This is a genomic window from Microbulbifer sp. Q7 (assembly GCF_001639145.1).
GTDB lineage: Bacteria > Pseudomonadota > Gammaproteobacteria > Pseudomonadales > Cellvibrionaceae > Microbulbifer.
In genome coordinates this window covers 1286822-1309051 of the sequence record NZ_LROY01000002.1, presented here as the reverse complement: position 1 = coordinate 1309051, position 22230 = coordinate 1286822, and the positions used below count along the sequence as shown (strand labels likewise).

The 22230-nt window shown below is 59.9% G+C and carries 22 protein-coding genes; 13 read left to right on the top strand and 9 right to left on the bottom strand.

Annotated features, from left to right (window positions below):
* Window positions 1-288 precede the first annotated feature (288 nt).
* Window positions 289-780, bottom strand: coding sequence for a hotdog fold domain-containing protein (locus tag AU182_RS11145; protein WP_082859381.1), 492 nt, complete (start codon window positions 778-780; stop codon window positions 289-291).
* A 256-nt stretch (window positions 781-1036) separates the two neighbouring features.
* Between AU182_RS11145 and AU182_RS11140 the strand changes: the two genes are divergently transcribed.
* The 3 genes from AU182_RS11140 (at window position 1037) to AU182_RS11130 (ending at window position 3634) form a co-directional block, all read left to right on the top strand.
* Window positions 1037-1939 carry an alpha/beta hydrolase gene (locus AU182_RS11140; RefSeq protein WP_066964985.1) on the top strand — a complete coding sequence of 301 codons (903 nt, stop codon included), beginning with the start codon at window positions 1037-1039 and terminating at the stop codon, window positions 1937-1939.
* A gap of 15 nt (window positions 1940-1954) precedes the next feature.
* Window positions 1955-3253: a kynureninase gene (gene kynU / locus AU182_RS11135; protein ID WP_082859380.1), complete on the top strand. Its 1299-nt coding sequence runs from the start codon at window positions 1955-1957 to the stop codon at window positions 3251-3253.
* Window positions 3254-3319: 66 nt separating this feature from the next.
* Window positions 3320-3634 (top strand): cupin domain-containing protein, encoded by a 315-nt coding sequence (locus tag AU182_RS11130; protein WP_066964977.1) that lies wholly within the window; start codon window positions 3320-3322, stop codon window positions 3632-3634.
* An 85-nt stretch (window positions 3635-3719) separates the two neighbouring features.
* On the opposite strand, the gene AU182_RS11125 is transcribed toward AU182_RS11130, so the two are convergent.
* From AU182_RS11125 to AU182_RS11110, 4 genes are read right to left on the bottom strand one after another with little or no spacing between them, the layout of a single operon-like run.
* On the bottom strand, window positions 3720-4367 hold the full coding sequence (locus AU182_RS11125) for an SOS response-associated peptidase family protein (protein WP_066964974.1): 648 nt from the start codon (window positions 4365-4367) through the stop codon (window positions 3720-3722).
* A gap of 21 nt (window positions 4368-4388) precedes the next feature.
* Entirely contained in the window at window positions 4389-4877 is a 489-nt protein-coding gene (locus AU182_RS11120; protein ID WP_066964971.1) for a GNAT family N-acetyltransferase, read from the bottom strand.
* A gap of 54 nt (window positions 4878-4931) precedes the next feature.
* Window positions 4932-5714: a pseudouridine synthase gene (locus tag AU182_RS11115; RefSeq protein WP_066964968.1), complete on the bottom strand. Its 783-nt coding sequence runs from the start codon at window positions 5712-5714 to the stop codon at window positions 4932-4934.
* A gap of 51 nt (window positions 5715-5765) precedes the next feature.
* Complete coding sequence (locus AU182_RS11110) at window positions 5766-6635, bottom strand: LysR family transcriptional regulator (RefSeq protein ID WP_066964965.1); 870 nt, start codon at window positions 6633-6635, stop codon at window positions 5766-5768.
* 93 nt (window positions 6636-6728) lie between these two features.
* On the opposite strand from AU182_RS11110, the gene glyA reads away from it, so the two are divergent.
* The 5 genes from glyA to gcvP are packed head-to-tail and all read left to right on the top strand — an operon-like array spanning window position 6729 to window position 13898.
* Entirely contained in the window at window positions 6729-8042 is a 1314-nt protein-coding gene (gene glyA, locus AU182_RS11105; protein ID WP_066964962.1) for a serine hydroxymethyltransferase, read from the top strand.
* A 2-nt stretch (window positions 8043-8044) separates the two neighbouring features.
* Window positions 8045-9445 carry an L-serine ammonia-lyase gene (locus tag AU182_RS11100; RefSeq protein WP_066964959.1) on the top strand — a complete coding sequence of 467 codons (1401 nt, stop codon included), beginning with the start codon at window positions 8045-8047 and terminating at the stop codon, window positions 9443-9445.
* A gap of 13 nt (window positions 9446-9458) precedes the next feature.
* On the top strand, window positions 9459-10574 hold the full coding sequence (gene gcvT / locus AU182_RS11095; protein WP_066964956.1) for a glycine cleavage system aminomethyltransferase GcvT: 1116 nt from the start codon (window positions 9459-9461) through the stop codon (window positions 10572-10574).
* Window positions 10575-10604: 30 nt separating this feature from the next.
* A complete protein-coding gene (gene gcvH, locus AU182_RS11090; RefSeq protein ID WP_066964953.1) occupies window positions 10605-10979 on the top strand; it encodes a glycine cleavage system protein GcvH in 375 nt (124 codons plus the stop codon).
* A gap of 24 nt (window positions 10980-11003) precedes the next feature.
* Window positions 11004-13898: an aminomethyl-transferring glycine dehydrogenase gene (gene gcvP / locus AU182_RS11085; protein ID WP_066964950.1), complete on the top strand. Its 2895-nt coding sequence runs from the start codon at window positions 11004-11006 to the stop codon at window positions 13896-13898.
* Window positions 13899-13955: 57 nt separating this feature from the next.
* Here gcvP and ppnN read toward each other — a convergent pair whose 3' ends face one another.
* A complete protein-coding gene (gene ppnN / locus AU182_RS11080) occupies window positions 13956-15329 on the bottom strand; it encodes a nucleotide 5'-monophosphate nucleosidase PpnN (protein WP_066964947.1) in 1374 nt (457 codons plus the stop codon).
* 193 nt (window positions 15330-15522) lie between these two features.
* Window positions 15523-15921 carry a YchJ family protein gene (locus tag AU182_RS11075; protein ID WP_066964944.1) on the bottom strand — a complete coding sequence of 133 codons (399 nt, stop codon included), beginning with the start codon at window positions 15919-15921 and terminating at the stop codon, window positions 15523-15525.
* A gap of 160 nt (window positions 15922-16081) precedes the next feature.
* Here AU182_RS11075 and AU182_RS11070 point away from each other — a divergent pair, with 160 nt between their 5' ends.
* The 4 genes from AU182_RS11070 to AU182_RS11055 all read left to right on the top strand — a co-directional run bounded on the left by AU182_RS11070 (window position 16082) and on the right by AU182_RS11055 (window position 19827).
* Window positions 16082-16393 (top strand): hypothetical protein, encoded by a 312-nt coding sequence (locus AU182_RS11070; RefSeq protein ID WP_153039213.1) that lies wholly within the window; start codon window positions 16082-16084, stop codon window positions 16391-16393.
* A gap of 280 nt (window positions 16394-16673) precedes the next feature.
* Window positions 16674-18116: an amidohydrolase gene (locus AU182_RS11065; RefSeq protein ID WP_066964939.1), complete on the top strand. Its 1443-nt coding sequence runs from the start codon at window positions 16674-16676 to the stop codon at window positions 18114-18116.
* Window positions 18116-19402, top strand: coding sequence for an amidohydrolase family protein (locus tag AU182_RS11060; protein ID WP_066964936.1), 1287 nt, complete (start codon window positions 18116-18118; stop codon window positions 19400-19402). The genes AU182_RS11065 and AU182_RS11060 overlap by 1 nt, the downstream gene beginning before the upstream one ends.
* A 32-nt stretch (window positions 19403-19434) precedes the next feature.
* Window positions 19435-19827, top strand: coding sequence for an MAPEG family protein (locus AU182_RS11055; protein ID WP_227718229.1), 393 nt, complete (start codon window positions 19435-19437; stop codon window positions 19825-19827).
* A gap of 136 nt (window positions 19828-19963) precedes the next feature.
* Here AU182_RS11055 and AU182_RS11050 read toward each other — a convergent pair whose 3' ends face one another.
* Window positions 19964-20260 carry a YebG family protein gene (locus AU182_RS11050; RefSeq protein ID WP_066964933.1) on the bottom strand — a complete coding sequence of 99 codons (297 nt, stop codon included), beginning with the start codon at window positions 20258-20260 and terminating at the stop codon, window positions 19964-19966.
* A 137-nt stretch (window positions 20261-20397) separates the two neighbouring features.
* Complete coding sequence (locus AU182_RS11045) at window positions 20398-21057, bottom strand: DUF924 family protein (RefSeq protein ID WP_066964931.1); 660 nt, start codon at window positions 21055-21057, stop codon at window positions 20398-20400.
* 344 nt (window positions 21058-21401) lie between these two features.
* On the opposite strand from AU182_RS11045, the gene AU182_RS11040 reads away from it, so the two are divergent.
* Window positions 21402-22226 (top strand): DUF6249 domain-containing protein, encoded by an 825-nt coding sequence (locus AU182_RS11040; RefSeq protein ID WP_227718228.1) that lies wholly within the window; start codon window positions 21402-21404, stop codon window positions 22224-22226.
* Window positions 22227-22230 lie beyond the last annotated feature (4 nt).

Here is a 22230-nt window from a genome sequence, read left to right as displayed (position 1 = left end):
AAACGTTTCAAGCCTCATAGATTGCACCGCCCCACAAGGGGTGCGGGCGTGATTTGTTCGCGAGGAAAAAATCCGTCCTGAATGTTTCCTGTATACCGAGAGGCGCGAGCTTTTCCCTATTGGCCTTCAGTAGCCTCCGGGAGGTAATTTGGTCTCTGACAGAAATAATTGGGGGCAGAGCGAAGTATTGCTTTGCGAGGCTTGTAATCTAATGAGTGCAGAGCAGGCTTCCTGCATCCTCACTATGTGCGAGCCGGCGGGACACCCGCCACGTCCAGTCGAGAAAACCTATTTTTTCTTAGGTGAAATCCGCATGGTGATGTCCGCATGGAAGACCTCCTCGCCATTGGTATCAAACACACTGACGGGCATCACCACATCCTGCGCAGAATCCCAATGAAAGTCGTCTACCTTGCACACGGCGCGCAGGTCGGTCTTGGCCATCTTCAGGTATTGCACGGTCATACCCACCGGAATCCAGCGGAAATTTCCGTTCAGGGATACGTCCAGGCACACGCCTCCCGCCAGCTCTGCGGCGTTACACATGGCGATGGCGTGTACGGTTTTAATGTGGTTTTGCACTGCGCGGCGTTTCTTCAGTGTTACCTCAACCAGGCCCGGCTTTATCTGGGTGAAGCGCGGTTTGATCGAGCTGAAGTAGGGGGCATTGAAGCAGACGATCTTGCTCACCAGCCAGCGGCCAAAGCTATTGCCGCCCAAGCTTTTCCAGAGTTTCAGGATGGGGCTTTTGGAGGGTTGGTAAGAGGGTGCGTAAGTCATCTGCCTTCTCTGTTAGGCCGTATCATTGGTGCACACATTTTTGCACCTTTGCCATCGGTTGAATAAGTATCAAACTGCCCGAGAAGCTTGTCCATACCGCTTATTGGCGCTCTGTCAGTGCCATTACGGATGCCCGTTTTGATGGCATGTGGGGATATTCGGAGCAACGGCTGGCGCGGCTGGGCGCAGGTCTTGACCTGTGAGTGGGTAACTGGGCATGGTGGTGCCCAAGGATCTTTGGTAGGGAGGAGCCAAGATGAACACGCTGGTTAAGTTGCTTTTGGTTGGGTGGATGACGTCCGGGTTGCTGATGGTTGCGGCCACGGCCTCGGGGGAGCCTCGGGAATCTGGGTACAAGCCGGTTGCGCCAAACCCCAGTTACAACGATGTAACGGCGCTCACATTCCGGGAGTATGACCGCAAGGTTCCCTATGGCGAGCACCCGGACCAGTACGGTTTACTCTGGCTACCTGACGATCCCGAGCCCAAGGGCAAGCCCACCGTTGTATTGGTACACGGGGGTTGCTGGCTGAGTGCCTATGACATTAACCATACCCGCGCGCTGGCAACTGCCCTGGCCCTGGAGGGTTATCCCGTATGGAGCCTGGAATACCGCCGGTCCGATGAAAACGCCAGTAGCTGGCCGCAAAGCCTGCACGACTTGCAGCGCGGCGTTCAGGCAATCCGCAAACTTCCGCTCGATGGCTTGAATCACGATGAAGTGGTGCTCGTCGGTCATTCGGCGGGTGGGCATCTGGCCCTGTTGTTGGCGGCTTCCTGGGGCGAGGTGTTTGCCGGGCAGGCGCCCAGGGTATCTGCGCTGGGGCTGGCGGCCATTACCGATATTGCGGATTATGCGGGTGGGACCAATGGCTGCCAAAAGGCGGCTGCACTGTTTATGGGGGCAGCGCCCGGTGAAGCACCTGCGGCCTATGCGGCCGCCAACCCTGCAACGCTGGGTATCAATGTCCCGGTGATCCTGTTACAGGGCGACGGTGACCAGATTGTGCCCCGCGCACAGCTCGAAAGCCTACGAGCGGATAATGTCACTACCAGAATTGAGCCCGGGGCCGGCCATTTTGACTGGGTGCACCCCGGTACGCCGGCGTTCCAGACCCTGCTGGAAACCCTGAGCCAGCTGCAAAATTACGATGCCTGACCAAGTGGTAGATGAATGAGTTTGTTGGACGTTCTCACAAAGTACCGAAAAGATCCCTCGTTGGCCGCAGGGCCTGCTTCGCTTTTGCCGGACGCCGAGGCGCTGGACCGGAGTGACCCTCTGCGGCACAAGCGGGACGAGTTTTTATTGCCTGCACAGAGCGTCTATCTCGATGGCAATTCCCTCGGCCCCATGCCAGTGGCTGCCCGGCAGCGCGCGCAGGCGGTGCTGGACCAGCAGTGGGGGGAAGACCTGATCTGCAGCTGGAATAAGCACAGCTGGATCGACCTGCCGCAAACGGTGGGCGATAAAATAGCCCCAATGCTGGGTGCTGCGCCGGGGCAGGTGATCTGCTGTGATTCCGTGTCGATCAATCTGTTCAAGGTACTTTCCGCAGCCCTTGGGCTCAATCCTGGCCGGCGAAAAATAGTCTCGCAGCGGGATAACTTCCCAACGGATCTTTATGTGGTGCAGGGCTTGCAGCAGCTGTTGGGCGAGACGCAATGCGAGCTGGAGGTATTGCCCGAGGAGGAGATTGAGGGCGCACTCGACGATCAGGTGGCGGTGCTGCTGCTAACGCAGGTGAACTTTCGCAGTGGCTACGCCCACGATATTGCGCGGCTCACCCGGGCGGCGCAGGCGCATGGCGCGCTGGTAATCTGGGATTTGGCCCACAGTACCGGCGTGATGCCACTGGAACTGGATCATTGGAATGTGGACTTTGCCGTTGGCTGTGGCTACAAGTACCTCAACGGCGGCCCGGGTGCGCCCGCGTTTGTGTATGCCGCGCGCCGCCATCACGCCGCCCTGCGGCAGCCAGTGGCGGGTTGGATGGGCCACCAATCCCCGTTTGAATTCTCACCAGAGTACACCCCGGCAGGAGATATCCGGCAGTTCCTGGCGGGTACCCCACCGATCCTCTCGATGAGCGTGCTGGATGCCGCACTGGATGTCTACCGCGATGTTGATATCAGGCAGGTGAAGCAAAAAGCACTGAATCTGGCGGACTACTTCGCTGCGCGGATGATGGAGTTACCATCGTTGCAGTCACTTGAGCTGGCTACGCCGTTGGCGCATATCGAGCGGGGAGCGCAGCTGGCTTATGTACATCCGCAGGCGTTCGCCATTTGCCAGTGCCTCATTGCCGAGGGGGTGATTGCCGACTTCCGTGCGCCCAACATCCTCCGCTTCGGTTTTTCTCCGCTCTACCTGAGCTTTTGCGGCCTGGATAAGGCACTTGAGCGCTTTGCAGCCATCATGGAGAAGAAGTTGTACGCGCTCCCTGAGTTCAATGTCCGCAAAAAGGTCACCTGACAGGTTGCCGATTTTTCTGGATTTGCATTCTCGAACGCTGAATCTTAAAGAGTGAGCGTGTCATCAATGGACAATATTTTTTCCAAACTCCCTGAAGCTGCTCAGCAGGAACAATTCATTGATTTGTTGTCTCGCGACGGTGTGCGAATTGAACGTATCGTTTCACACGGCCACACCACCCCTGAAGGCGAGTGGTACGACCAGGACGAAAACGAGTGGGTGGTGGTGCTGCAAGGGGCGGGGCGGTTGCTGTTTGAAGGTGGTGAGGAGCGATTGCTGGAAGCCGGGGATTTCGTCAACATTCCCGCGCACCAGCGCCATCGGGTTATCTGGACGAGCCCCGGTGAGACGACGATCTGGCTGGCAGTGTTTTATGGATAGCTATCGTGAGTTCTCTTTAGTTATCGTTCGGTAATGACACTCCTGCCCGGTTCCCTGCAGCTGAATTTTTCATCAGCCCATCTTTTTACACTTCCTGCCGTGCTCCCACGTATTCCATGGCGGTGGCTCTGGCCACCGGCTGCGCAATGAGCGGCGCTCCAGTGATGGTTTTATCCGCGCGCAAGTAGGGCTCAAACGGCAGGGTATTTTCATCCGGGCCAAGCCAGCGCGTAATAAATTCACGGTTATCCGGCGCGATCATGGGAAAGCTCTTTTCATGGTATTGCGCTGTATCCGGGTGCGCATCCAGGGTAATGATGCTGCAGCTCAAGGTCTCTCCCCAGCTTTTATACAGTCCGCAGAAGAAGAATGGCTGGTGATCGCCAAAGCTGAATTCCACGGGATTTTTCCCGTTTTGGCTTTCCACCCAGGCGGTGGCGGGGATTAGGCAGCGGGATTTCCGGTATTCCGGGCGCTGGCCCAGTTTTTTCCAGTTGCTGTTGATGGACCAGTACTTTTTGTGAGGCTTCCAGCGATCGCCTTCGCGCTGCAGATAAAGGTGCCAGATCGCATTTTCAATCGTCGAGTGCCCGTGGCGGCCGGTGACGATACTGACGTTTGTGGTGGGGCGTCGTCGGCGGCCAAATAACAGGCGTTGTGGATGGTGAATGCCGTGGTCTTCGATGAACCGCTCGAGGCCTGCATCGTCGTCTACGTCAAAGAGGCTGCACATACCCTTACCTTGTTTTTGCACTCAGTCCGACGGGGTATACAGCATTTCGATATGCGGAATGCCGTCTTCGTCGTAGATTTCTGAGGTTTGTGTAAAGCCAAGCGCGGAATAGAAGCGCTTTAAATAGAGCTGCGCCGATATGCGTATTGGCGCCCCCGGGAATTCCCGCTGGGTGTGCTCAATCCCCAGCCGCATCAATTCCCGACCGATTCCGGTGCCGCGCACGCTCTGGCAGGTCAGCACCCGTCCGATGGAGTGTTCAGCATATTTTGCTCCTGGCGCTACAACGCGCAGGTAGGCGACCAGGGTGGGATTGTCGGATGCGCCGCTCCAGCCGGTGAGGTGCCAGGCGTTCTGGTCTTTGCCGTCTGCGTCCTGGTAGACACATGCCTGTTCCACCGCAAACACTTCCTGCCGTGCGCGCAGGATATCGTAGAGCTCGCGGGTTGTAAGCTCGTCGAATGAGGACCAGCGATAGTAGTGCTCGGGCGTGGGCTGAGTCTTTGGCATGGCAGTCTGGTCGAGTCTGATTCCTGTGGTGGCGCGGTGCTGAAAACGTGCCCGCTAATTGCGTCGTTGCTGGCTATGTTCGGCCAGCGCGGCCGCCGGTGAGGTCGGGCTATCCGGCAAGCGCCAGCCAAACTGTTTCAGCAGCGACCTAAAGCATCCCTTGGGCGGTGCCACGAAGGTCATTTCCTCACCGGTTTCCGGGTGACGTAAACACAGCCGGTAGGCATGCAGCAGTAGTCTTGCACAGTGCAGTTGTTCTGCGAAGAAGTGATTGTGGGTGGACTTGCCGTATTTGGGGCAGCCAATCAGCGGGTGCGACAGGTGTTTGAAGTGGCGGCGGATCTGGTGTCGGCGGCCGGTTTTCAGTTCGACTTCCACCAGTGAGTAGCGGCTGCTGGGGTAGCGGTCCACCGGGTAGGGTAGCTCGACGGTGGCGATGCGCCGGTAGAGGGTGATAGCGCTCTGTTTGGGCAGGTCGCTTTTGGGCCGTTTGCGCTGGTGCTTGAAGTCGGCGACGGGGGGCAGTGGGTGGTCGATGATGCCCTGCTCGGGGCAGTAGCCCCGGCACACCGCCAGGTACTGTTTAATGGCGCTGTCACTGTCGAGCTGCGTCTGTAATTTGGCCGCGGCCGCGCCGCTCTTGCCGAAAACGATCACGCCGGAGGTGGGCTTGTCGAGCCGGTGCACCGGGTACAGATGCGCGCCGACAAGGTCGCGCAGGTACTGCAGGAGAATGCGGTCTTCGTACTTGTCGATATCGGAGCGGTGCACCAGCCAGCCTTCGGGCTTGTAGGCGGCTATCAGGTGGTCATCTTCGAAGAGCAGCTCGGGTGTCATCGGAGTGGGGTGCCGGTAAAAAGGTTTGGGAAAGTCGCAGAAGCTATTGTTCTAGCTCAGGCTGAGGCCGCTCTGCAAGTGCTCGGCAAGACGCAAAGCGGCTTCACTCGGGCGGCGGTGCTTGAAATGCAGGCCGATGCCGATTTCCCCCAGCTTGGGCAGGCTGCGGGAAGGGCGCAGTACCCGCAGGGATTCCGGGACGGTGCTGCGGGTGAGGGCGGTGATGCCGAGCCCGGCTTCCAGCGCCGACTGGATGCCGTTCAGGTCGGGAATGGTAAACACGTTGCGCGAGGCGATACCCGCCGATTGCAGCACCGCTTCCGCGCGCTTGCGGTACATACAGCCATCCGGTGCCAGCACCAGTGGCAGCGGCTTCAGCAGGTGTGCGGAATGCTTGTGGCTGGCCACCCACACCAGGTCGTCGCGGATCACCAGCTGGCCTTCCGCGCTGTCGGGTTTTTCCTGCAGTGCCAGTATCAGGTCAAAGCGGTCCCGTTGCCCCTTGGCCAGCAGGTTGCGGCTGAGATCACTGGTGACTTCCAGCGAGACCTCCGGGTAGCTCTGGGAAAACTGGCCGATGATGCGGGGTAGCAGTACCGAGGCGAATTCACTGGGAATACCCAGGTGCAGCTTGCCGGTTACCGAGGCGCCGCTGAACTCGAACACCAGCTCGTCGTTGAGGGCGAGGATTTTCTTTGCCTGGTCGTACACCCGCAGGCCGCTCTCCGTCAGGTTGAGGGTGCGGCCCGAGCGCAACAGCAGTTGCCTGCCCAGCCGTTCTTCCAATTCCTTGATCTGCCGACTGATTGCGGGCTGCGTGCGCGCGAGCAGTTCCCCGGCCTGACTGAATCCCCCGTTGTCGACCACGGTGACCAGCGTGCGCAGCCATTCGGTGGGGAGGTTCTTGTGAGAAAGCTGCATAAGAAAATCTTATAGGAGGATCAGAAGTATAAATTTAACAGATTCTATCCCCGCGGCTAGCATCCCTCAATAGATAAGAATCAGGAGCAGTCCATGGACCCGATAGAGACCTACCTCAAACACGTCGATGGTGACGTGTATGCCGCAATCCAGGCCGAGCGCGCGCGTCAGGAAGCACACATTGAGCTGATTGCGTCAGAGAACTACACCAGTCAGGCGGTTATGGCCGCCCAGGGCTCGGTACTCACCAACAAGTATGCCGAGGGCTATCCGGCCAAGCGCTACTACGGCGGTTGCGAGCATGTGGATGTGGTGGAGCAGTTGGCCATTGACCGCGCCCGGGAGCTGTTTGGTGCCGAGTACGCCAACGTGCAGCCGCACTCCGGTTCCCAGGCCAATGCGGCGGTGTACATGGCCCTGCTGCAGCCGGGGGATACTTTTCTCGGCCTGTCCCTGGATCACGGTGGGCACCTGACCCACGGCGCCAAGCCGAATTTTTCCGGCCGCCTGTATAACGCGGTGCAGTACGGCCTCAACCCCGAGACCGGCGAAGTGGACTACGACGAAGTCGAGCGACTGGCACTGGCGCACAAGCCGAAAATGATCGTTGCCGGCTTCTCGGCCTACTCCCAAATCATGGACTGGACCCGCTTCCGTGCCATCGCCGACAAGGTGGGTGCCTATCTGTTCGTGGATATGGCGCACGTGGCCGGCCTGGTGGCGGCGGGCCTGTATCCCAACCCGGTGCCGGTGGCGGATGTGGTGACCACCACAACCCACAAAACCCTGCGCGGTCCCCGCGGCGGCCTGATTCTGTCCCGCGACCCGGAGGGGCTGGGCAAAAAATTCAATTCCCTGATTTTCCCCGGTATCCAGGGCGGCCCGCTGATGCATGTGATTGCCGCCAAAGCGGTGGCGTTCAAGGAAGCGCTGGCGCCGGAGTTCGTGACCTACCAGCAGCGTGTGATCGATAACGCCAAGGCGATGGCGGCGGTATTTATGGGGCGCGGTTTCGACATCGTCTCCGGCGGTACCGAAAACCATCTGTTGCTGATCGACCTGAGCAAGCGCGGCGTAACCGGCAAGGCCGCAGACGCAGCGCTGGGCGCGGCGCATATCACCGTCAACAAAAATACGGTACCCCATGATCCGCAGTCGCCGTTTGTGACCAGCGGTGTGCGTATCGGCACGCCGGCGATTACCGCGCGTGGCATGGGTACCGCGGAGGCGGAGCAGCTGGCGGACTGGATGTGCGACATCCTCGAACAGCTCGCGCCGTCACAAGCGGAAGCGCTGGCGGAAGTGCAGGCGCTGGCGGAAGTGCAGGCGCGCGTGCGCGCGAATGTGTCGGCACTGTGTGCACGCTTTCCGGTGTATCCCACGGCCCAGTCGCACGGAGCCGCGTGATCATGTCGCTGAGTGTTTTTGACCTGTTCAAGATCGGTATCGGTCCGTCCAGCTCCCACACCGTGGGTCCGATGAAGGCGGCGGGCCTGTTCCTGCAGTTATTGCGGGACCAGGGCTGCTTTGCGGAGGCGTCACGCGTCACCGCACATATGTTCGGCTCGCTCGGCGCCACCGGTGTCGGCCACGGTACCACCAAGGCGGTCATGCTGGGGCTGGAAGGTGAGCAACCGGAATGGGTGGATACCAGTACTGTGGATGAACGTGTGGCCGCGATCGAGCAGTGCTGCAGCCTGAACCTGGCGGGGGAGCGGGTGATTCCGTTTGATCCGCAGCAGGACCTGTTGCTGATCGGTGAGGAAGAATTGCCGCTGCACGCCAACGGCATGCGCTTTAGTGCGCTGGATGCGCGCGGGCGGGTGCTGGCGGAAGAGGTGTACTACTCCATTGGCGGTGGCTTTGTGGTGACCGAAGCGGAGGCGCAGGCAGAAAATGCCCTGGAGCAGGCGCTGGTGGTGCCTTACGAGTTCGACACTGCGGAAGCGCTGCTCGCGATCTGCAAGCGCGAAAATCTCAAGATCAGCGATGTAATGCTGGCCAATGAGGCGGCCTGGCGCAGCGAAGCGGAGACCCGCGCCGGCCTGCTGAAAATCTGGCAGGTGATGCAGGACTGCGTGACCAACGGTATGCACAACGAGGGCATCCTGCCCGGTGGCCTCAAGGTGAAGCGCCGCGCGGCCAACCTCTACCAGCAACTGCGCAGCCGCCCGGAAGCCTGCCTGTCTGACCCTTTGTCGGCGCTGGACTGGGTGAGCCTGTATGCGCTGGCGGTGAATGAAGAAAACGCGGCGGGCGGGCGCATCGTGACCGCGCCCACCAACGGTGCCGCCGGCATTATCCCGGCGGTGCTGCACTACTTTATGCGCTTTTCCCGCAACCCCACGGAAGAAGACGTTATCCGTTTTCTGCTCACCGCCGCCGCCGTGGGCATTCTGTTCAAGAAAAACGCCTCCATCAGCGGTGCGGAAGTGGGCTGTCAGGGGGAGGTAGGCTCCGCCTGTTCCATGGCCGCGGCCGGGCTGGCGGAAGTGCTGGACGGCACCCCGCAACAGGTGGAAAACGCGGCGGAAATAGCCATGGAGCACAACCTGGGTCTTACCTGCGATCCGGTCGGCGGCCTGGTACAGGTGCCCTGTATCGAGCGCAACGCCATGGCCTCCGTGAAAGCGATCAGTGCGGCGCGCATGGCCCTGCGCGGTGATGGCGAACACTTTATCTCCCTCGACAAAGTCATTCGCACCATGCGCGACACCGGTCGCGACATGCAGGACAAATACAAAGAAACCGCGCGCGGTGGCCTGGCGGTAAACGCCATCGATCTGCCCGTCAGCGTGATCGAATGTTAAGGAAAAGAACACCATGAATAATGAAGTACGCAAGACGCCACTGTACGCACTGCACGAGGAACTCGGCGGAAAAATGGTGCCGTTCGCCGGTTACGCCATGCCCATTCAGTACCGTACCGGCATCGTTCAGGAGCATCTGCACACCCGCGAAGCGGTGGGCGTGTTTGATGTTTCCCACATGGGGCAGCTGGTGGTGCGCGGCAGCGATGCGGCGAGCGCGCTGGAAAAGCTGTTGCCCATCGACGTACAGGGGCTGGCGATCAATCAGCAGTGCTACGCGGTGATGACGTCGGAAACCGGCGGCATTCTCGATGACCTGATTATTACCCGCTGGGCAGAGAACGAATTTTTCCTGGTGGTGAATGCCGCAACCGCCGCGGCGGATATCGCGCATTTGCAGCAGCACCTGCGCGGCTGTGATATCCGCGTGCTCGGCCAGCAGGCATTGCTGGCGGTTCAGGGCCCCATGGCCGGTGAACTGATCGGCGAGCTGGCACCCGCAACCTGTGCGCTGACGTTTATGCGCGGTGCGCGTGTCGAGCTGTTTGGCGAAGACTGCTATGTGACCCGCTCCGGTTACACCGGTGAAGACGGGTTTGAAATTTCCGTGGCGGCCAGTGCGGTGGAGAGGGTGGCCCGCAACCTGCTGGACGATGGCCGCGTGCAGATGATCGGCCTCGGTGCCCGCGACACCCTGCGCCTGGAAGCCGGATTGTGTCTGTACGGCAACGATATGGACCGCGACACAACCCCGGTGGAAGCCAGCCTGCTGTGGAGCATTGCCAAGTCGCGCCGCGCCGACGGCGCCAAGGCCGGCGGATTCCTCGGTGCCGATGTGGTACTCGCGCAGATCGCCGAGGGTGTGGCGCGCAAGCGCGTGGGCTTCTCGGTGCAGGGCAAGATTCCGGTGCGCGCCGGCGCCGACCTGATCGATGAGGCCGGCAATGTTGTGGGCAAGGTCACCAGTGGCGGTTACGGACCCACCCTGGGCGCCGCGGTTGGCATGGCCTATGTGGATCGCGGCTACGAAAAAATCGGCACCAGCCTGCAGGCCCTGGTGCGCGGCAAGAGCATCCCCATCGCCGTGGCCAAGACCCCCTTTGTCCCCCAGCGTTATTACCGCGGTTAAGTAGCCCAACTGAATTTCAGGAAAAAGAATATGAGCAATGTGAAATATACCGAAAGCCACGAGTGGTTCTCTGTGGAAGGCGACGAAGTGACCGTCGGCATTACCGATTTTGCCCAGTCGCAGCTGGGGGATGTGGTGTTTGTGGAACTGCCGGAAGAGGGCGCTGAGCTGGCCGCCGGTGATGAAGTGGCGGTGATCGAGTCAGTAAAAGCGGCGGGCGATATCTCCCTGCCGTTCGCGGCCACGGTGGTCGCGGTCAACGGTGCGCTGCCGGATGAACCGGAACTGGTCAACAGCGACCCCATGGGCGAGGGCTGGTTTATGCGTGTACGACCGCAAAACCCGGCGGAGCTGGAGGCGCTGCTGAGTGCGGATGCCTACGCCGCGCTGGTCGACGGCGAATAATTTTCAGGAGCGGAGACGATTCAAATGCTGCAAGCAAAGCAAACCCTGCGCGACCTGGAGCGTCGCGACGAATTTACCCATCGCCATATCGGCCCCTCGCAGGACGATCTCGCGCGGATGCTGGAAGCGCTTGGGCATTCCAGTGTCGATGCGTTCATCGACGATGTGATTCCCGGTGGCATTCGCATGCCGGCGGCACTGGCGCTGCCCGAGGGTGTGCCCGAGCACGAGGCGCTGGCGGAGTTGCGTGCGCTGGCAGAGACCAACCAATCGTTCCGCTCCTTTATCGGCCAGGGCTATTACGGCACCCGCACTCCCAATGTAGTGCTGCGCAATATCCTCGAAAACCCGGCCTGGTACACCGCCTATACCCCGTACCAGCCCGAGATTTCCCAGGGCCGGCTGGAGGCGCTGTTTAACTTCCAGACCATGGTCAGTGACCTGACCGGTATGGATCTGGCCAATGCGTCGATGCTGGATGAAGCCACCGCGGCCGCCGAGGCGATGACCCTGTGCCAGCGTATGTCCAAGTCCAAAGCGCGGGCCTTTTTTGTCGATCGCGATTGCCTGCCGCAGACCATCGAGGTACTGCAGACCCGCGCGGAGCCGCTGGGTATTGAGGTGATTGTCGGGGACCCCGCCACAGACCTGGATGCGACTGCCGTGTTTGGTGTGCTGTTGCAGTACCCCGGGGTTAGTGGCGCCGTGCGGGATTACCGCGCAGTGATCGATGCGGTACATGCGCAGCGCGGCCTGGCGGTGATGGCCGCGGATATCCTGAGCCTGGTCATGCTGACCTCGCCGGGGGAGCTGGGGGCGGATGTCGCGGTCGGCTCCACCCAGCGTTTCGGTGTGCCCATGGGCTTTGGTGGCCCGCACGCGGCCTATATGGCAACCCGTGCGTCCTTCAAACGCTCCTTGCCGGGGCGTCTGGTCGGCCAGTCGATCGATGCCAATGGCAAGCCCGCGTTCCGGCTGGCCCTGCAGACCCGCGAGCAGCATATCCGTCGGGAAAAGGCCACCTCCAATATCTGTACCGCGCAGGTCTTGCTGGCGGTCATGGCGTCGATGTATGCGGTGTATCACGGTCCCCAGGGGCTGCGTACCATCGCCGCGCGGGTGCATTACCTCACCAGCGTGCTGGCCCTTGGCTTGCAGGAGCTGGGCTGCGAGGTGGAGAACGAGACCTGGTTTGACACCCTGAGCGTGCGCGTAAACGGCGGTGCCGCCAGGGTGCACGATGCGGCGAAGCACAAGGGGATAAACCTGCGGGTGATCGACGGCGAACGGGTGGGGATCTCCCTCGACGAAACCGCGACCCGCGAAGAGGTGGAAGTGCTGTGGTCGGTGTTTGAGGCAGAAAGCCGCTTGAACTTCGAGAGCATTGAAACCCGTGAAGCGCCGGTGTTGCCGGGCAACCTGCTGCGCAGCGACGCGCTGCTCAGTCACGAGGTGTTCAACCGCTACCATTCCGAGACCGAAATGCTGCGCTACCTGCGCACTCTGGCGGACCGGGACATCGCCCTCGATCGCTCGATGATTCCGCTGGGCTCCTGCACCATGAAGCTCAACGCCACCGCGGAAATGCTGCCGGTGACCTGGCCGGAATTTGCCAACGTGCACCCGCTGGCGCCGGCAGAGCAGGTGGATGGCTACAGCGGAATGATAGACAGCCTGGAAGCCATGCTGTGCGAAATCACCGGCTACGATGCCATTTCCCTGCAGCCCAATGCGGGTTCCCAGGGCGAGTACGCCGGGCTGCTGGCAATCCGCGCCTATCATGCCAGCCGCGGTGACGCGGAGCGCGATATCTGCCTGATACCCAGCTCCGCCCACGGCACCAACCCCGCCTCTGCACAGATGTGCGGTATGCGTGTGGTGGTGGTGAAGTGCGATGAGCACGGGAATGTCAGCCTGGAAGACCTGCGCGCGAAAGCCAGCGAGCACGCCGAGCGGCTGGCGGCGATCATGGTGACCTATCCCTCTACCCACGGGGTATTCGAGGAAGGTATTCGTGAGATTGCCGAGATCGTGCACCGTCACGGCGGCCAGGTGTATATCGATGGTGCCAACCTCAATGCCATGGTGGGCCTGTGCCAGCCGGGCAAATTTGGCGGGGACGTCTCCCACCTGAACCTGCACAAAACCTTCTGTATTCCCCACGGTGGCGGCGGCCCCGGTGTGGGGCCAGTGGCGGTGGGTGCGCATCTGGCGGAATTCCTGCCCGGTGCGGTGTCTGCCGGCAGTAAAGGCATTGCCCAGGCCAATCGCCATGGTGCGCCGGTATCGGCGGCCACCGCCGGCAGCGCCAGCATTCTGCCGATTACCTGGATGTATATCCGCATGATGGGCCGCGATGGATTGCGCAAGGCTACCGAACTGGCCATCGTCAATGCCAACTACATTGCGGCACGCCTGCAGGATAGCTATCCGATTCTGTATCGCGGTAGCAACGGCCGCGTAGCCCACGAGTGCATTGTGGACCTGCGGCCGCTGAAGGAAACCAGCGGTATTTCTGTCGACGACGTGGCCAAGCGCCTGATCGACTACGGTTTCCACGCGCCCACCATGTCTTTCCCGGTGGCCGGCACCTTGATGATCGAGCCCACGGAAAGTGAATCGATCGAGGAGCTGGACCGTTTTTGCGATGCGATGAACCAGATTCGCGAGGAGATTGCCCGGGTCGAGCGGGGTGAGTGGCCGCTGGACAGCAATCCGCTGGTCAATGCCCCGCATACGGCGGAAGTGCTGGCGGTGGAGCCGTGGAATCACGCCTACAGCCGGGCCGAGGCGGTGTTTCCGCTGGACAGCCTGCGCCAGAGAAAGTACTGGCCGCCGGTAGGCCGGGTGGACAATGTGTACGGGGATAAAAACCTGATTTGTGCCTGCCCGCCGATGACGGATTACGCAGAAGACTGAACCAAAAAGCGCAGCCTCGAGCTGCGCTTTTTTTTCGTCTGGGGGTTTGCGAAAAGCCTACTCGCCGACAATGCGATAGCAGGGTGTGTAGGTCTTGCCCGGCAGCTTCATCCGTTGCTGTTTGACGAAGGATTCCAGCAGGCTGTCCATGCTCTGCATCAGTGCCGGATCGCCGCACAATTCGTAAGGCCCGTTTTTCTCTACGTTGCGAATGCCTTCATCCTTCACATTGCCGGAAACAATGCCGGAGAACGCCCGGCGCAGGTTGGCCGCTAGGAGATAGGGCTCCTGGTTCTGGTGCAGCGCGAGCCCGCGCATATTTTCATGGGTGGGCGCAAAGGGCCGCTGGAACTCGGTGGAGACTCTCAACTGCCAGTTGTAGTAATAGGCATCGCCGGTTTCCTTGCGGTACTGGCGCACCTGCTGGATACCGGCAGCCATTTGCCGGGCCACTTCCTGCTGGTCATCGATGATGATCTGGTAGCGCGAGCGGGCGGCTTCGCCCAGGGTGGAACCGATGAACTGGTCAATGCGGATGAAATAGTCGGCGGCGCTGGCCGGGCCGGTAAAGATGACCGGGAAGGGCTGCTCGCGATTTTCTTCGTGGAGCAGGATGCCCAGCAGATACAGAATCTCTTCCGCCGTGCCGGCGCCCCCCGGGAACACGATAATTCCGTGGCCGGTGCGCACGAAGGCTTCGAGCCGCTTTTCGATATCCGGCATGATCACCAGTTCGTTGACGATCGGATTGGGGGCTTCCGCGGCAATGATGCCCGGCTCGGTGATGCCGAGATATTGCCCGTGGCGGTAGCGCTGCTTGGCGTGGCCGATGGTGGCGCCTTTCATCGGCCCCTTCATGGCACCGGGGCCGCAGCCGGTACAGATGTCCAGGTGGCGCAGCGCCAGCTCGTAACCCACGCGCTTGGTGTAGTCGTATTCTTCCTGGGAAATCGAGTGGCCGCCCCAGCACACCACCAGCCTGGGGGTGCGGTCGCCATCAAAAGTGCCGGCATTGCGCAGGATATGGAATACCGCATCGGTCACCCCCTGGGCCGATACCAGGTCATAGCGCGGGTTTCCGGTAATTTCGCTGTTCACGTAAATGATGTCACGCAGCACCGCAAACAGGTGCTCGGCGATGCCCTGGATCATCTTGCCGTCGACAAACGCCGAGGCCGGGGCATTTTTCACTTCAAGTTTGACGCTGCGCTCGGTGGGTACTACGGCAATATCGAAATCCCGGTATTTCTCCAGCAGTTCTTTACCGTCGTCCATGTAGTTTCCGCAGTTGAGAACTGCCAGGGCGCAGTTGCGGAACATTTGATAGTGCGGGCCATGGCTGTGCCGGGCCAGCTTGTTAATTTCGTATTTGGACAGAATGTCAAACTGCCCGGTAGGCGATACCTGTGCATCAACGAGATCGGTAGACATACAATCCTCAAGCAATACTGCCGGCACTCAGCGTGCAATTCGAACCTGCCATGCACCGTACAGTTGTTATCGATAAATCAAAATTATTGATTGCTCTGGTCTTACATTATGGCACTGGCGGAATTACGCACGGCGATGTGGCTAATAATGACACGCAAATCCTTATCTATCGGAGGGTTCAGCTTGCGCCGATTTACGGCCACTTGTCCAGCGGTTCCACATAGACCCAGCGTTTTTTGTGTAGCTTGAACAGGGAAATTTCGTGCAGCGCACGCTCGGTGTCGCCATCGGTAAACCAGGCTCGAAACTCGACAATGGACTTCTTCAGCCCCTGTTTGCTTTTTACCACTTCGAGCCCTTGCCACCGGGTGGTCAAATCGTCGCTGTTGAGCTCGGGGCAGGTGTCCGGGTGCCAGGTTTTTGTCAGGTAGGGCAGGTTGCCGGTCACAAATGCACTGTAACGGCTGCGCATCAGCGCCTCGGCAGTATTGGGGTAGACTTGGCCGCTCAGGTAAATCCCGCAACACTGCGCGAGTGGCTTGCCGGAGCAACAGTGGCAGGGCGGGGACGCAGACGTGGCGGGCGTTGACATGATCGGTACAGGCTCCGGTGCTTGGTGATCTCTGGCATGTGCCGTATATGATAACAGGGCGGTGAAAAACTGACTGGTCGGGTCTTGAGAGGAAATAGGCGCAGTACCTGCTAGGCTCAAAGTAGTAACGGGCGCCGTTTTGGCGAAAGGCAGGTATGAGATGATGCGCTGGGTTGTGTCTACAGGCGTTTTATTGGCCGTGATGGCGTTGGTGACCAGCGCACAAACGGAAGACCCCGGCCAGCCGCAGCTGGGCGGAGGGCAGAGCCCTAACCTGAGCTTTTGCCAGGAGCGCTTCTACGATGAGGATGACGGGTTGATCCGCTGCAACTGGGCGGTGAACTTTAACTTCGCCTGCTTTGTTTCCTACCCCAGTAACAAGATTATCCAGGCGGGCTCAAAGCTCTCTGAACCGGAAGTGGTGGGCGAGTGTGATAATGGCGAGCGGATTATCAAGCTGCTGCATTATTAACCGCCGCACTGGGGCTGCGCCCGGGCGTTACTTCAATTCCTGGGTGTAACCCTCTGCGTCAATTCTCTTCATCAACTCCCCGTATCAATTCCTGTTTCTACCCCTGCAGTAACCTCCTGTATCTATCTCCACAGAAACTTCCTGCGTTGACTGTCTCGATTGGCCAAAGCATCTGGTCGGCCGCGTCATGTGCGGTGCTGGCGGATTCCTGAATTGCTGCTAGCATGGGCGCTGATCTTCAATCTGATTTTCTATAACAACAGCAGTGGTAGGAGGGGCAATGCGGCCAACTCTGGATTCGAATAATGTGCGGCAACGTCTGTTGGCCGTGGCCGGCAGTACGGTACTGGCCGTGGCGCTCAGTGCGTGCGGCGGTGATAAACAGGACAAGTCAGACGGGGCCGATTTCGCGCGCCAGGGCGCATTCCCGTCGACCTATAAAGCCGACGAGACAGCCCCGGTTCTGATTCGCGGAGCGACCGTGTTAACTGGCACCGGTGAACAGCTGAACAATACGGATGTATTACTGAAAGACGGCAAGATTGCAGCCATCGGTGAAGACCTGAAGGCCCCCAAGAAGGGTATGGTGGTGGAGGGGGCCGGCAAATGGGTGACCCCGGGCATTATTGATGTCCACTCCCACCTTGGGGACTACCCCGCACCGGCGATTGAATCCTCCCAGGATGGTAACGAAATGACCTCGCCGAACACCGCCGAGGTGTGGGCAGAGCACTCCGTGTGGACACAGGATCCGCAGTTTGCGCTGGCCCTGGCGGGCGGCGTGACCACGCTGCAGATTCTTCCGGGCTCGGCCAACCTGTTTGGCGGCCGCGGTGTCACTCTGAAAAACGTACCCGGCCGCAGCGTGCAGGATATGAAATTCCCCGGCGCGCCCTATGGCCTGAAAATGGCCTGTGGCGAGAACCCCAAGCGGGTCTATGGCGGCAAGGGCAGTGCGCCCTCAACGCGCATGGGCAACGTGGCCGGTTATCGCCAGGCCTGGATTGAAGCCTCCGCCTATCGCGACAAGTGGGATAACTACGAGAAAAATGGCGGGGAAGAGCCGGACCGCAACCTGCAGATGGAGACCCTGGCAGGCGTGCTGAACGGCGATATCCTGGTACACAACCACTGCTACCGCGGTGAAGAAATGGCCATCATGATGGATGTGGCGGAGGAGTTCGGATTTCAGATTTCCACCTTCCACCACGCGGTAGAGGCGTACAAGGTCGCTGACTTGCTGGCAGAGAACAACGTTTGTGCAGCCATGTGGGCGGACTGGTGGGGCTTCAAGCACGAAGCGTTTGATATGACCGAAGCCAATATTGCCATTGTTGACCAGGCCAAGGCCTGCGCATTGATCCATTCGGATTCTGCGGTGGGTATCCAGCACCTCAACGAGGAAACTGCCAAGGCGATGGTGGCAGGCCAGCGCGCCGGTTTCCATATCGAGCCGCGCCACGCCGCGGTCTGGATGACCCTGAATCCGGCCAAGTCCCTCGGTATTGACGACGTCACCGGCAGCCTGGAAAAAGGCAAGATGGCGGACGTGGTGGTGTGGTCTGGCAATCCGTTCAGCGTCTACAGCAAAGCCGAAAAAGTTTTTATTGATGGCAATTTGATGTACGACCGCGATAACCCCGAACGACAGCCGCACAGTGATTTTGAGTTGGGGATTCTGGATGCCGAGGGTGAGCGTCTGCCAGAAGGAGGAGAGCGCTAATGAAAATGAAACAGTTGCTGAAGATGGGTGTGCTGGCCTCTGTATTTTTCACGGCGCCAGTGGCGTTGGCGGAAACACTGCTGATCAAGGGCGCAAAGGTCATCACTCTGAGTGATCAGGGCACCCTGCAAATCGGGGATGTACTGGTCAAAGATGGCCGCATTGCGCAGATTGCCGATGATCTCGGCACTATGACGGCAGACCTGGTGATTGATGGCCGCGGCAAAGTGGTCACCCCGGGCCTTATCGCACCGAATAGCGAACTGGGGCTTACGGAAATCGGGGCGGCGGCGTCGACCAATGATGGCGCGATTGAAGACAGCTCTATCGGTGCCGGTTTCAATCCGGTAGTCGCCTTCAACCCGCACTCCACGTTAATTCCGTTCAACCGCGCCGGTGGCGTTACGCGCGCCGTGGTGGTACCCAATAGCCAGCAGAAGATTTTTGCCGGTCAGGGTTTTGGCATAAAGCTCACCGGGGATTTTGACAGTGTGACGGATCGGGCACTGCTGCAAAAAATCTATTACGGTGAATACGGCGCTTCCCTGGCCGGCGGTAGCCGTGCGCGCGCATACGCGCAGATTCAGGCCGCGTTGGGACAGGCAAAGGAATACGCGGACAACCGCGATGCCGTTCGCCGCGGCGAGTGGCGAGACCTCGATTTCTCCATTGCCGATCTTGAGTCCCTGCAGCCGCTGCTCAGCGGCGAGCAATCTCTGCTGGTGAATGCCAACCGGGCTAGCGATATCCTGCAACTGCTGGCGCTGGCAAAGCAGTTCGATCTGAAGCTGATTATTGAGGGCGCTTCGGAAGGCTGGATGGTCGCGGAGCAACTGGCCGCCGCGCGGGTTCCGGTGGTCATTGACGCAATGAGCAATACGCCCACCGCGTTTGAGAAGCTCGGCGCGCGCCTGGATAACGCCGCACTGTTGCAAAAGGCGGGCGTGACCGTAGTAATTGGCGGACCCGGCTATGCCGGTACCCACAACAGCTACCTCTCGCGCCAGGGCGCCGGCAATGCCGTGGCGTACGGACTGCCTTTTGAAGAGGGCGTGCGTGCGATTACGGCAAATGTTGCCCAGGTGTTTGGCCTTGAGGGTGGTGTGCTGGCGCCGGGGGGTGCGGCGGAGTTGGTGCTGTGGAGCGGCGATCCACTGGAAGTGACCAGCTTTGCGGAGCTCGTTGTAATCGACGGAAAACCGCAATCTCTGGAAAACCGTTCAACGCGCTTGCGCGATCGGTATCTGCACCCCGGTGCCGGTACTGGACACGGCTACAAGAAGTAATAAAAACCAACAAATAGGAGTAAACCCCTGAGATGATGAGTTTACAAGTGACGGCGCTCTATGCGGGCCTGTGTGCGCTGCTGGTGATCGCCCTGGCATTCAAGGTGGTGGCCTTTCGTCGCGGCAAGAAAGTGGGTCTGGGTACCGGTGGCGATAAAGAGGGGCAGATCGTTGTTCGCACCCATGCCAACGCGATTGAATATATTCCGCTGGCGCTGATTTTGATGCTGATTGCGGAGATCAATGGCCTTTCTCACCTGTGGCTGCATTGCCTGGGTGGGGCCCTGGTTCTGGGGCGGCTCCTGCACGCGATCGGCTTGATTGCCGGGCGGGGCGGCTATCATCCCGGCCGCTTTATTGGCACCTCACTGACCTGGCTGGTGATTATCATTCTGGCGGTAATCAATATCGCCGCTGCGTTCTAACCACTTCTCATAAAAAAAGCCCGGCAAGCCGGGCAGAGTACAGGGGTGGAAAAGAGTACAGGGGTGGAAATCTGGGGCTCGTTCCGCGCAGCCGGGTGGGGAATCCGGCTGCGCGGGCGGCCATTGCTTGTTTACATTACTGGTTGGCTGCCAGCGGGGTAACGTTTTCGCTGTCTGCCTGCTCGTCCGATTGCTCTTCTTCCAGCAGCGCTTCCGGTTTGCCTTTGCAGGCCTTGGCCAGTACGTCCCGGCGCTTGGCCAGCATCAGGCCGATTTCTTCACAGGCTTCTTCGGAAACACCATCAACATTGCGCTCAATCAGCGCGGTAATGTTGGCGGCCAGTTCCAGCATCTTGTCGTGTTCTTCGGCGTCTTTCTTGTTGTCGAACATGGCTCCGTCTCTATCACATTTCCAAACCGCTACTACCGCCATAAGGGCCTCCTGTTGTCTTATACAGTGATTCCGGACTGATGCCGGGCAATAACCGTGTGTTGTTTGACTTGGATGAATATACAGTATCTGTATGGGTATCCAGTGTCAACCGCTCAATGCGGTCATCCACTGGTGTGTTAAAACCCGCCACCATTATCCAGCCATTCCTGTTCTTGTGCAGAATTTTTCCGCCCGAGTGCCGCATTTCGATGGGGGTAGCGCCCAAATTGATCAATTACCCGCCGGTGCGCGACGGCAAAGCGGTAGTAATCTTCGGCCGCTTTTGCCGCTTCCTCGCTCACCCCGGGGCGGTCCGCGGGGAAGTCGTGCCGCAACTGGTCGAAGTAGGCCACCGACTGGGCCTGCACCTCGGCCAGCTCGGAGTGCTCCAGGGGCATTCCTACAAAGGCGCGCTGATGCAGCGCTAACTGGCGTTGCTGGTTGCTGCGGATCATGGCCTGGCTGATCTCCAGCGCTACAGCATCGCCGGCAAATGCCCGGGCGGTGCCGCGAAACACATTGCGGGTGAACTGGTCGCACACGAGGATCATCGCCAGCCGGCCCTCGGTGGAGTCGGTCCAGTGCCCGAGTGCGCCCGCTAGCGCGGCGTCAATGGCACTGCCAAACCGGTTGAGGATTTCGGCGTCGAATTCGTCACTACGCTGGAACCAGTGTGCGCGCTGATGTGCTGGCGGGTCGCGCTGGAGTTCGTCACTGCCAAACCAGAACTCGAGGACCGAGGTAGGTGTGGCGGTGGTGCTGTGTTGAGGCGTGGTGGCTGGGGTGTGTGAAGTCATAGGTATCCCGTTTGCGTGATAAAGTGGCTGCGGGGGGTTACAAGACCGTTTCCCTGATTATTTTTGCATCTGCTTTGCATCCAAAGCGGATCGCCGCTGCGTCCATCAGGAGAAGGGTAAAGCCCGGCCGTGTGACAGCAGTGCGGCAGGCCTGTCTGGTAGAAGGTACTGCAGATGGCCGCCCGGATACAGGGTGGCCAAATTATGTACAAGCTGCTGTCGCACAGACCCTGGGCCCGAGGTGGGCCTTTTCAGCCGGTCAGATTAGTAAGAGCGAGATAACATCAATGAGAGCGAATGAATTAACTACGCGTAACCGACAGCCTCGCTGGGCGTGCGCCTTTGTGGCGGCCCTGGCAATGGGTGCTTCCGGCAGCTTGCTGGCACAGGACGATGAGGCGGTAGCCCCGCAGCCGCCGCAACCCCCGGCGCCGGTGGTTGCGCCTGAGGCACCGGCGAAGTCGGCAGAAAACAAGGTGTCTAAACAGGTGCGGATCCTGCGCCAGGAAGACGGCAGCCTGCGGATCCACGCCCGCGACGAAAATGGCGAGAGCGCCGACGTGCAGATCGATCTGGGCGAGGAGTTTGGTGGCGCGGTTACCCGCCGTATCTACGAGAAACTCGAAGAGAAAGGGATTCTCGATGAGAAGGGGCTGGTGGTCGAAGAGGCGCTCAATTCGGTGCCGCGCAATATCAGTATCGGTATCAACGCGGATATGGAGCGTGCCGAGCGCATCCGCGCCGAAGTGGAGCGCGCCCGGGCCGAGCACGGTGAGTATCGGGAGCGCCACGTAGAGCGTAGCCGCGGTCCGGATATGGAGTGGTTGATCGGTATTGTCGCGATCGTCGCGCTCTTTGGTACCCCGATCATGATCGTGTGGTTGGTGACCCGCAACAGCTACCGCAAGAAGCAGCTGCTGATGGACAACATCAATCGCATGGTCGCGGAAGGGCGTGATATTCCGCCGGAGCTGTTGGACGCTATGGAAGGCGAGCGTGCCGCCAGCACCAAAGACCGCGGTTTCACCCTGATGGCGGTGGGCGCTGCCATCTTCATCTGGTTGACGGTCGCTTCGGGTATTGGGGCTGGCAGCCTGGGTCTGATACCACTGTTTATCGGGGTCGCCCGGTATTGGAACTGGAAACTCGATCACCAGCAGGCCGGTTAAGGAT

What these genes read in the sequence shown, in the direction of transcription:
- AU182_RS11075 (WP_066964944.1), bottom strand. Translation starts at nt 15,921, where the DNA reads ATGTCAACGCCCGCCACGTCTGCGTCCCCGCCCTGCCACTGTTGCTCC.
- AU182_RS11125 (WP_066964974.1), bottom strand. Translation starts at nt 4,367, where the DNA reads ATGTGCAGCCTCTTTGACGTAGACGACGATGCAGGCCTCGAGCGGTTC.
- AU182_RS11120 (WP_066964971.1), bottom strand. Translation starts at nt 4,877, where the DNA reads ATGCCAAAGACTCAGCCCACGCCCGAGCACTACTATCGCTGGTCCTCA.
- AU182_RS11065 (WP_066964939.1), top strand. Translation starts at nt 16,674, where the DNA reads ATGCGGCCAACTCTGGATTCGAATAATGTGCGGCAACGTCTGTTGGCC.
- gcvP (WP_066964950.1), top strand. Translation starts at nt 11,004, where the DNA reads ATGCTGCAAGCAAAGCAAACCCTGCGCGACCTGGAGCGTCGCGACGAA.
- AU182_RS11070 (WP_153039213.1), top strand. Translation starts at nt 16,082, where the DNA reads ATGATGCGCTGGGTTGTGTCTACAGGCGTTTTATTGGCCGTGATGGCG.
- AU182_RS11050 (WP_066964933.1), bottom strand. Translation starts at nt 20,260, where the DNA reads ATGGCGGTAGTAGCGGTTTGGAAATGTGATAGAGACGGAGCCATGTTC.
- gcvH (WP_066964953.1), top strand. Translation starts at nt 10,605, where the DNA reads ATGAGCAATGTGAAATATACCGAAAGCCACGAGTGGTTCTCTGTGGAA.
- glyA (WP_066964962.1), top strand. Translation starts at nt 6,729, where the DNA reads ATGGACCCGATAGAGACCTACCTCAAACACGTCGATGGTGACGTGTAT.
- AU182_RS11145 (WP_082859381.1), bottom strand. Translation starts at nt 780, where the DNA reads ATGACTTACGCACCCTCTTACCAACCCTCCAAAAGCCCCATCCTGAAA.
- ppnN (WP_066964947.1), bottom strand. Translation starts at nt 15,329, where the DNA reads ATGTCTACCGATCTCGTTGATGCACAGGTATCGCCTACCGGGCAGTTT.
- AU182_RS11100 (WP_066964959.1), top strand. Translation starts at nt 8,045, where the DNA reads ATGTCGCTGAGTGTTTTTGACCTGTTCAAGATCGGTATCGGTCCGTCC.
- gcvT (WP_066964956.1), top strand. Translation starts at nt 9,459, where the DNA reads ATGAATAATGAAGTACGCAAGACGCCACTGTACGCACTGCACGAGGAA.
- AU182_RS11130 (WP_066964977.1), top strand. Translation starts at nt 3,320, where the DNA reads ATGGACAATATTTTTTCCAAACTCCCTGAAGCTGCTCAGCAGGAACAA.
- AU182_RS11045 (WP_066964931.1), bottom strand. Translation starts at nt 21,057, where the DNA reads ATGACTTCACACACCCCAGCCACCACGCCTCAACACAGCACCACCGCC.
- AU182_RS11140 (WP_066964985.1), top strand. Translation starts at nt 1,037, where the DNA reads ATGAACACGCTGGTTAAGTTGCTTTTGGTTGGGTGGATGACGTCCGGG.
- AU182_RS11110 (WP_066964965.1), bottom strand. Translation starts at nt 6,635, where the DNA reads ATGCAGCTTTCTCACAAGAACCTCCCCACCGAATGGCTGCGCACGCTG.
- AU182_RS11060 (WP_066964936.1), top strand. Translation starts at nt 18,116, where the DNA reads ATGAAAATGAAACAGTTGCTGAAGATGGGTGTGCTGGCCTCTGTATTT.
- AU182_RS11115 (WP_066964968.1), bottom strand. Translation starts at nt 5,714, where the DNA reads ATGACACCCGAGCTGCTCTTCGAAGATGACCACCTGATAGCCGCCTAC.
- kynU (WP_082859380.1), top strand. Translation starts at nt 1,955, where the DNA reads ATGAGTTTGTTGGACGTTCTCACAAAGTACCGAAAAGATCCCTCGTTG.
- AU182_RS11055 (WP_227718229.1), top strand. Translation starts at nt 19,435, where the DNA reads ATGATGAGTTTACAAGTGACGGCGCTCTATGCGGGCCTGTGTGCGCTG.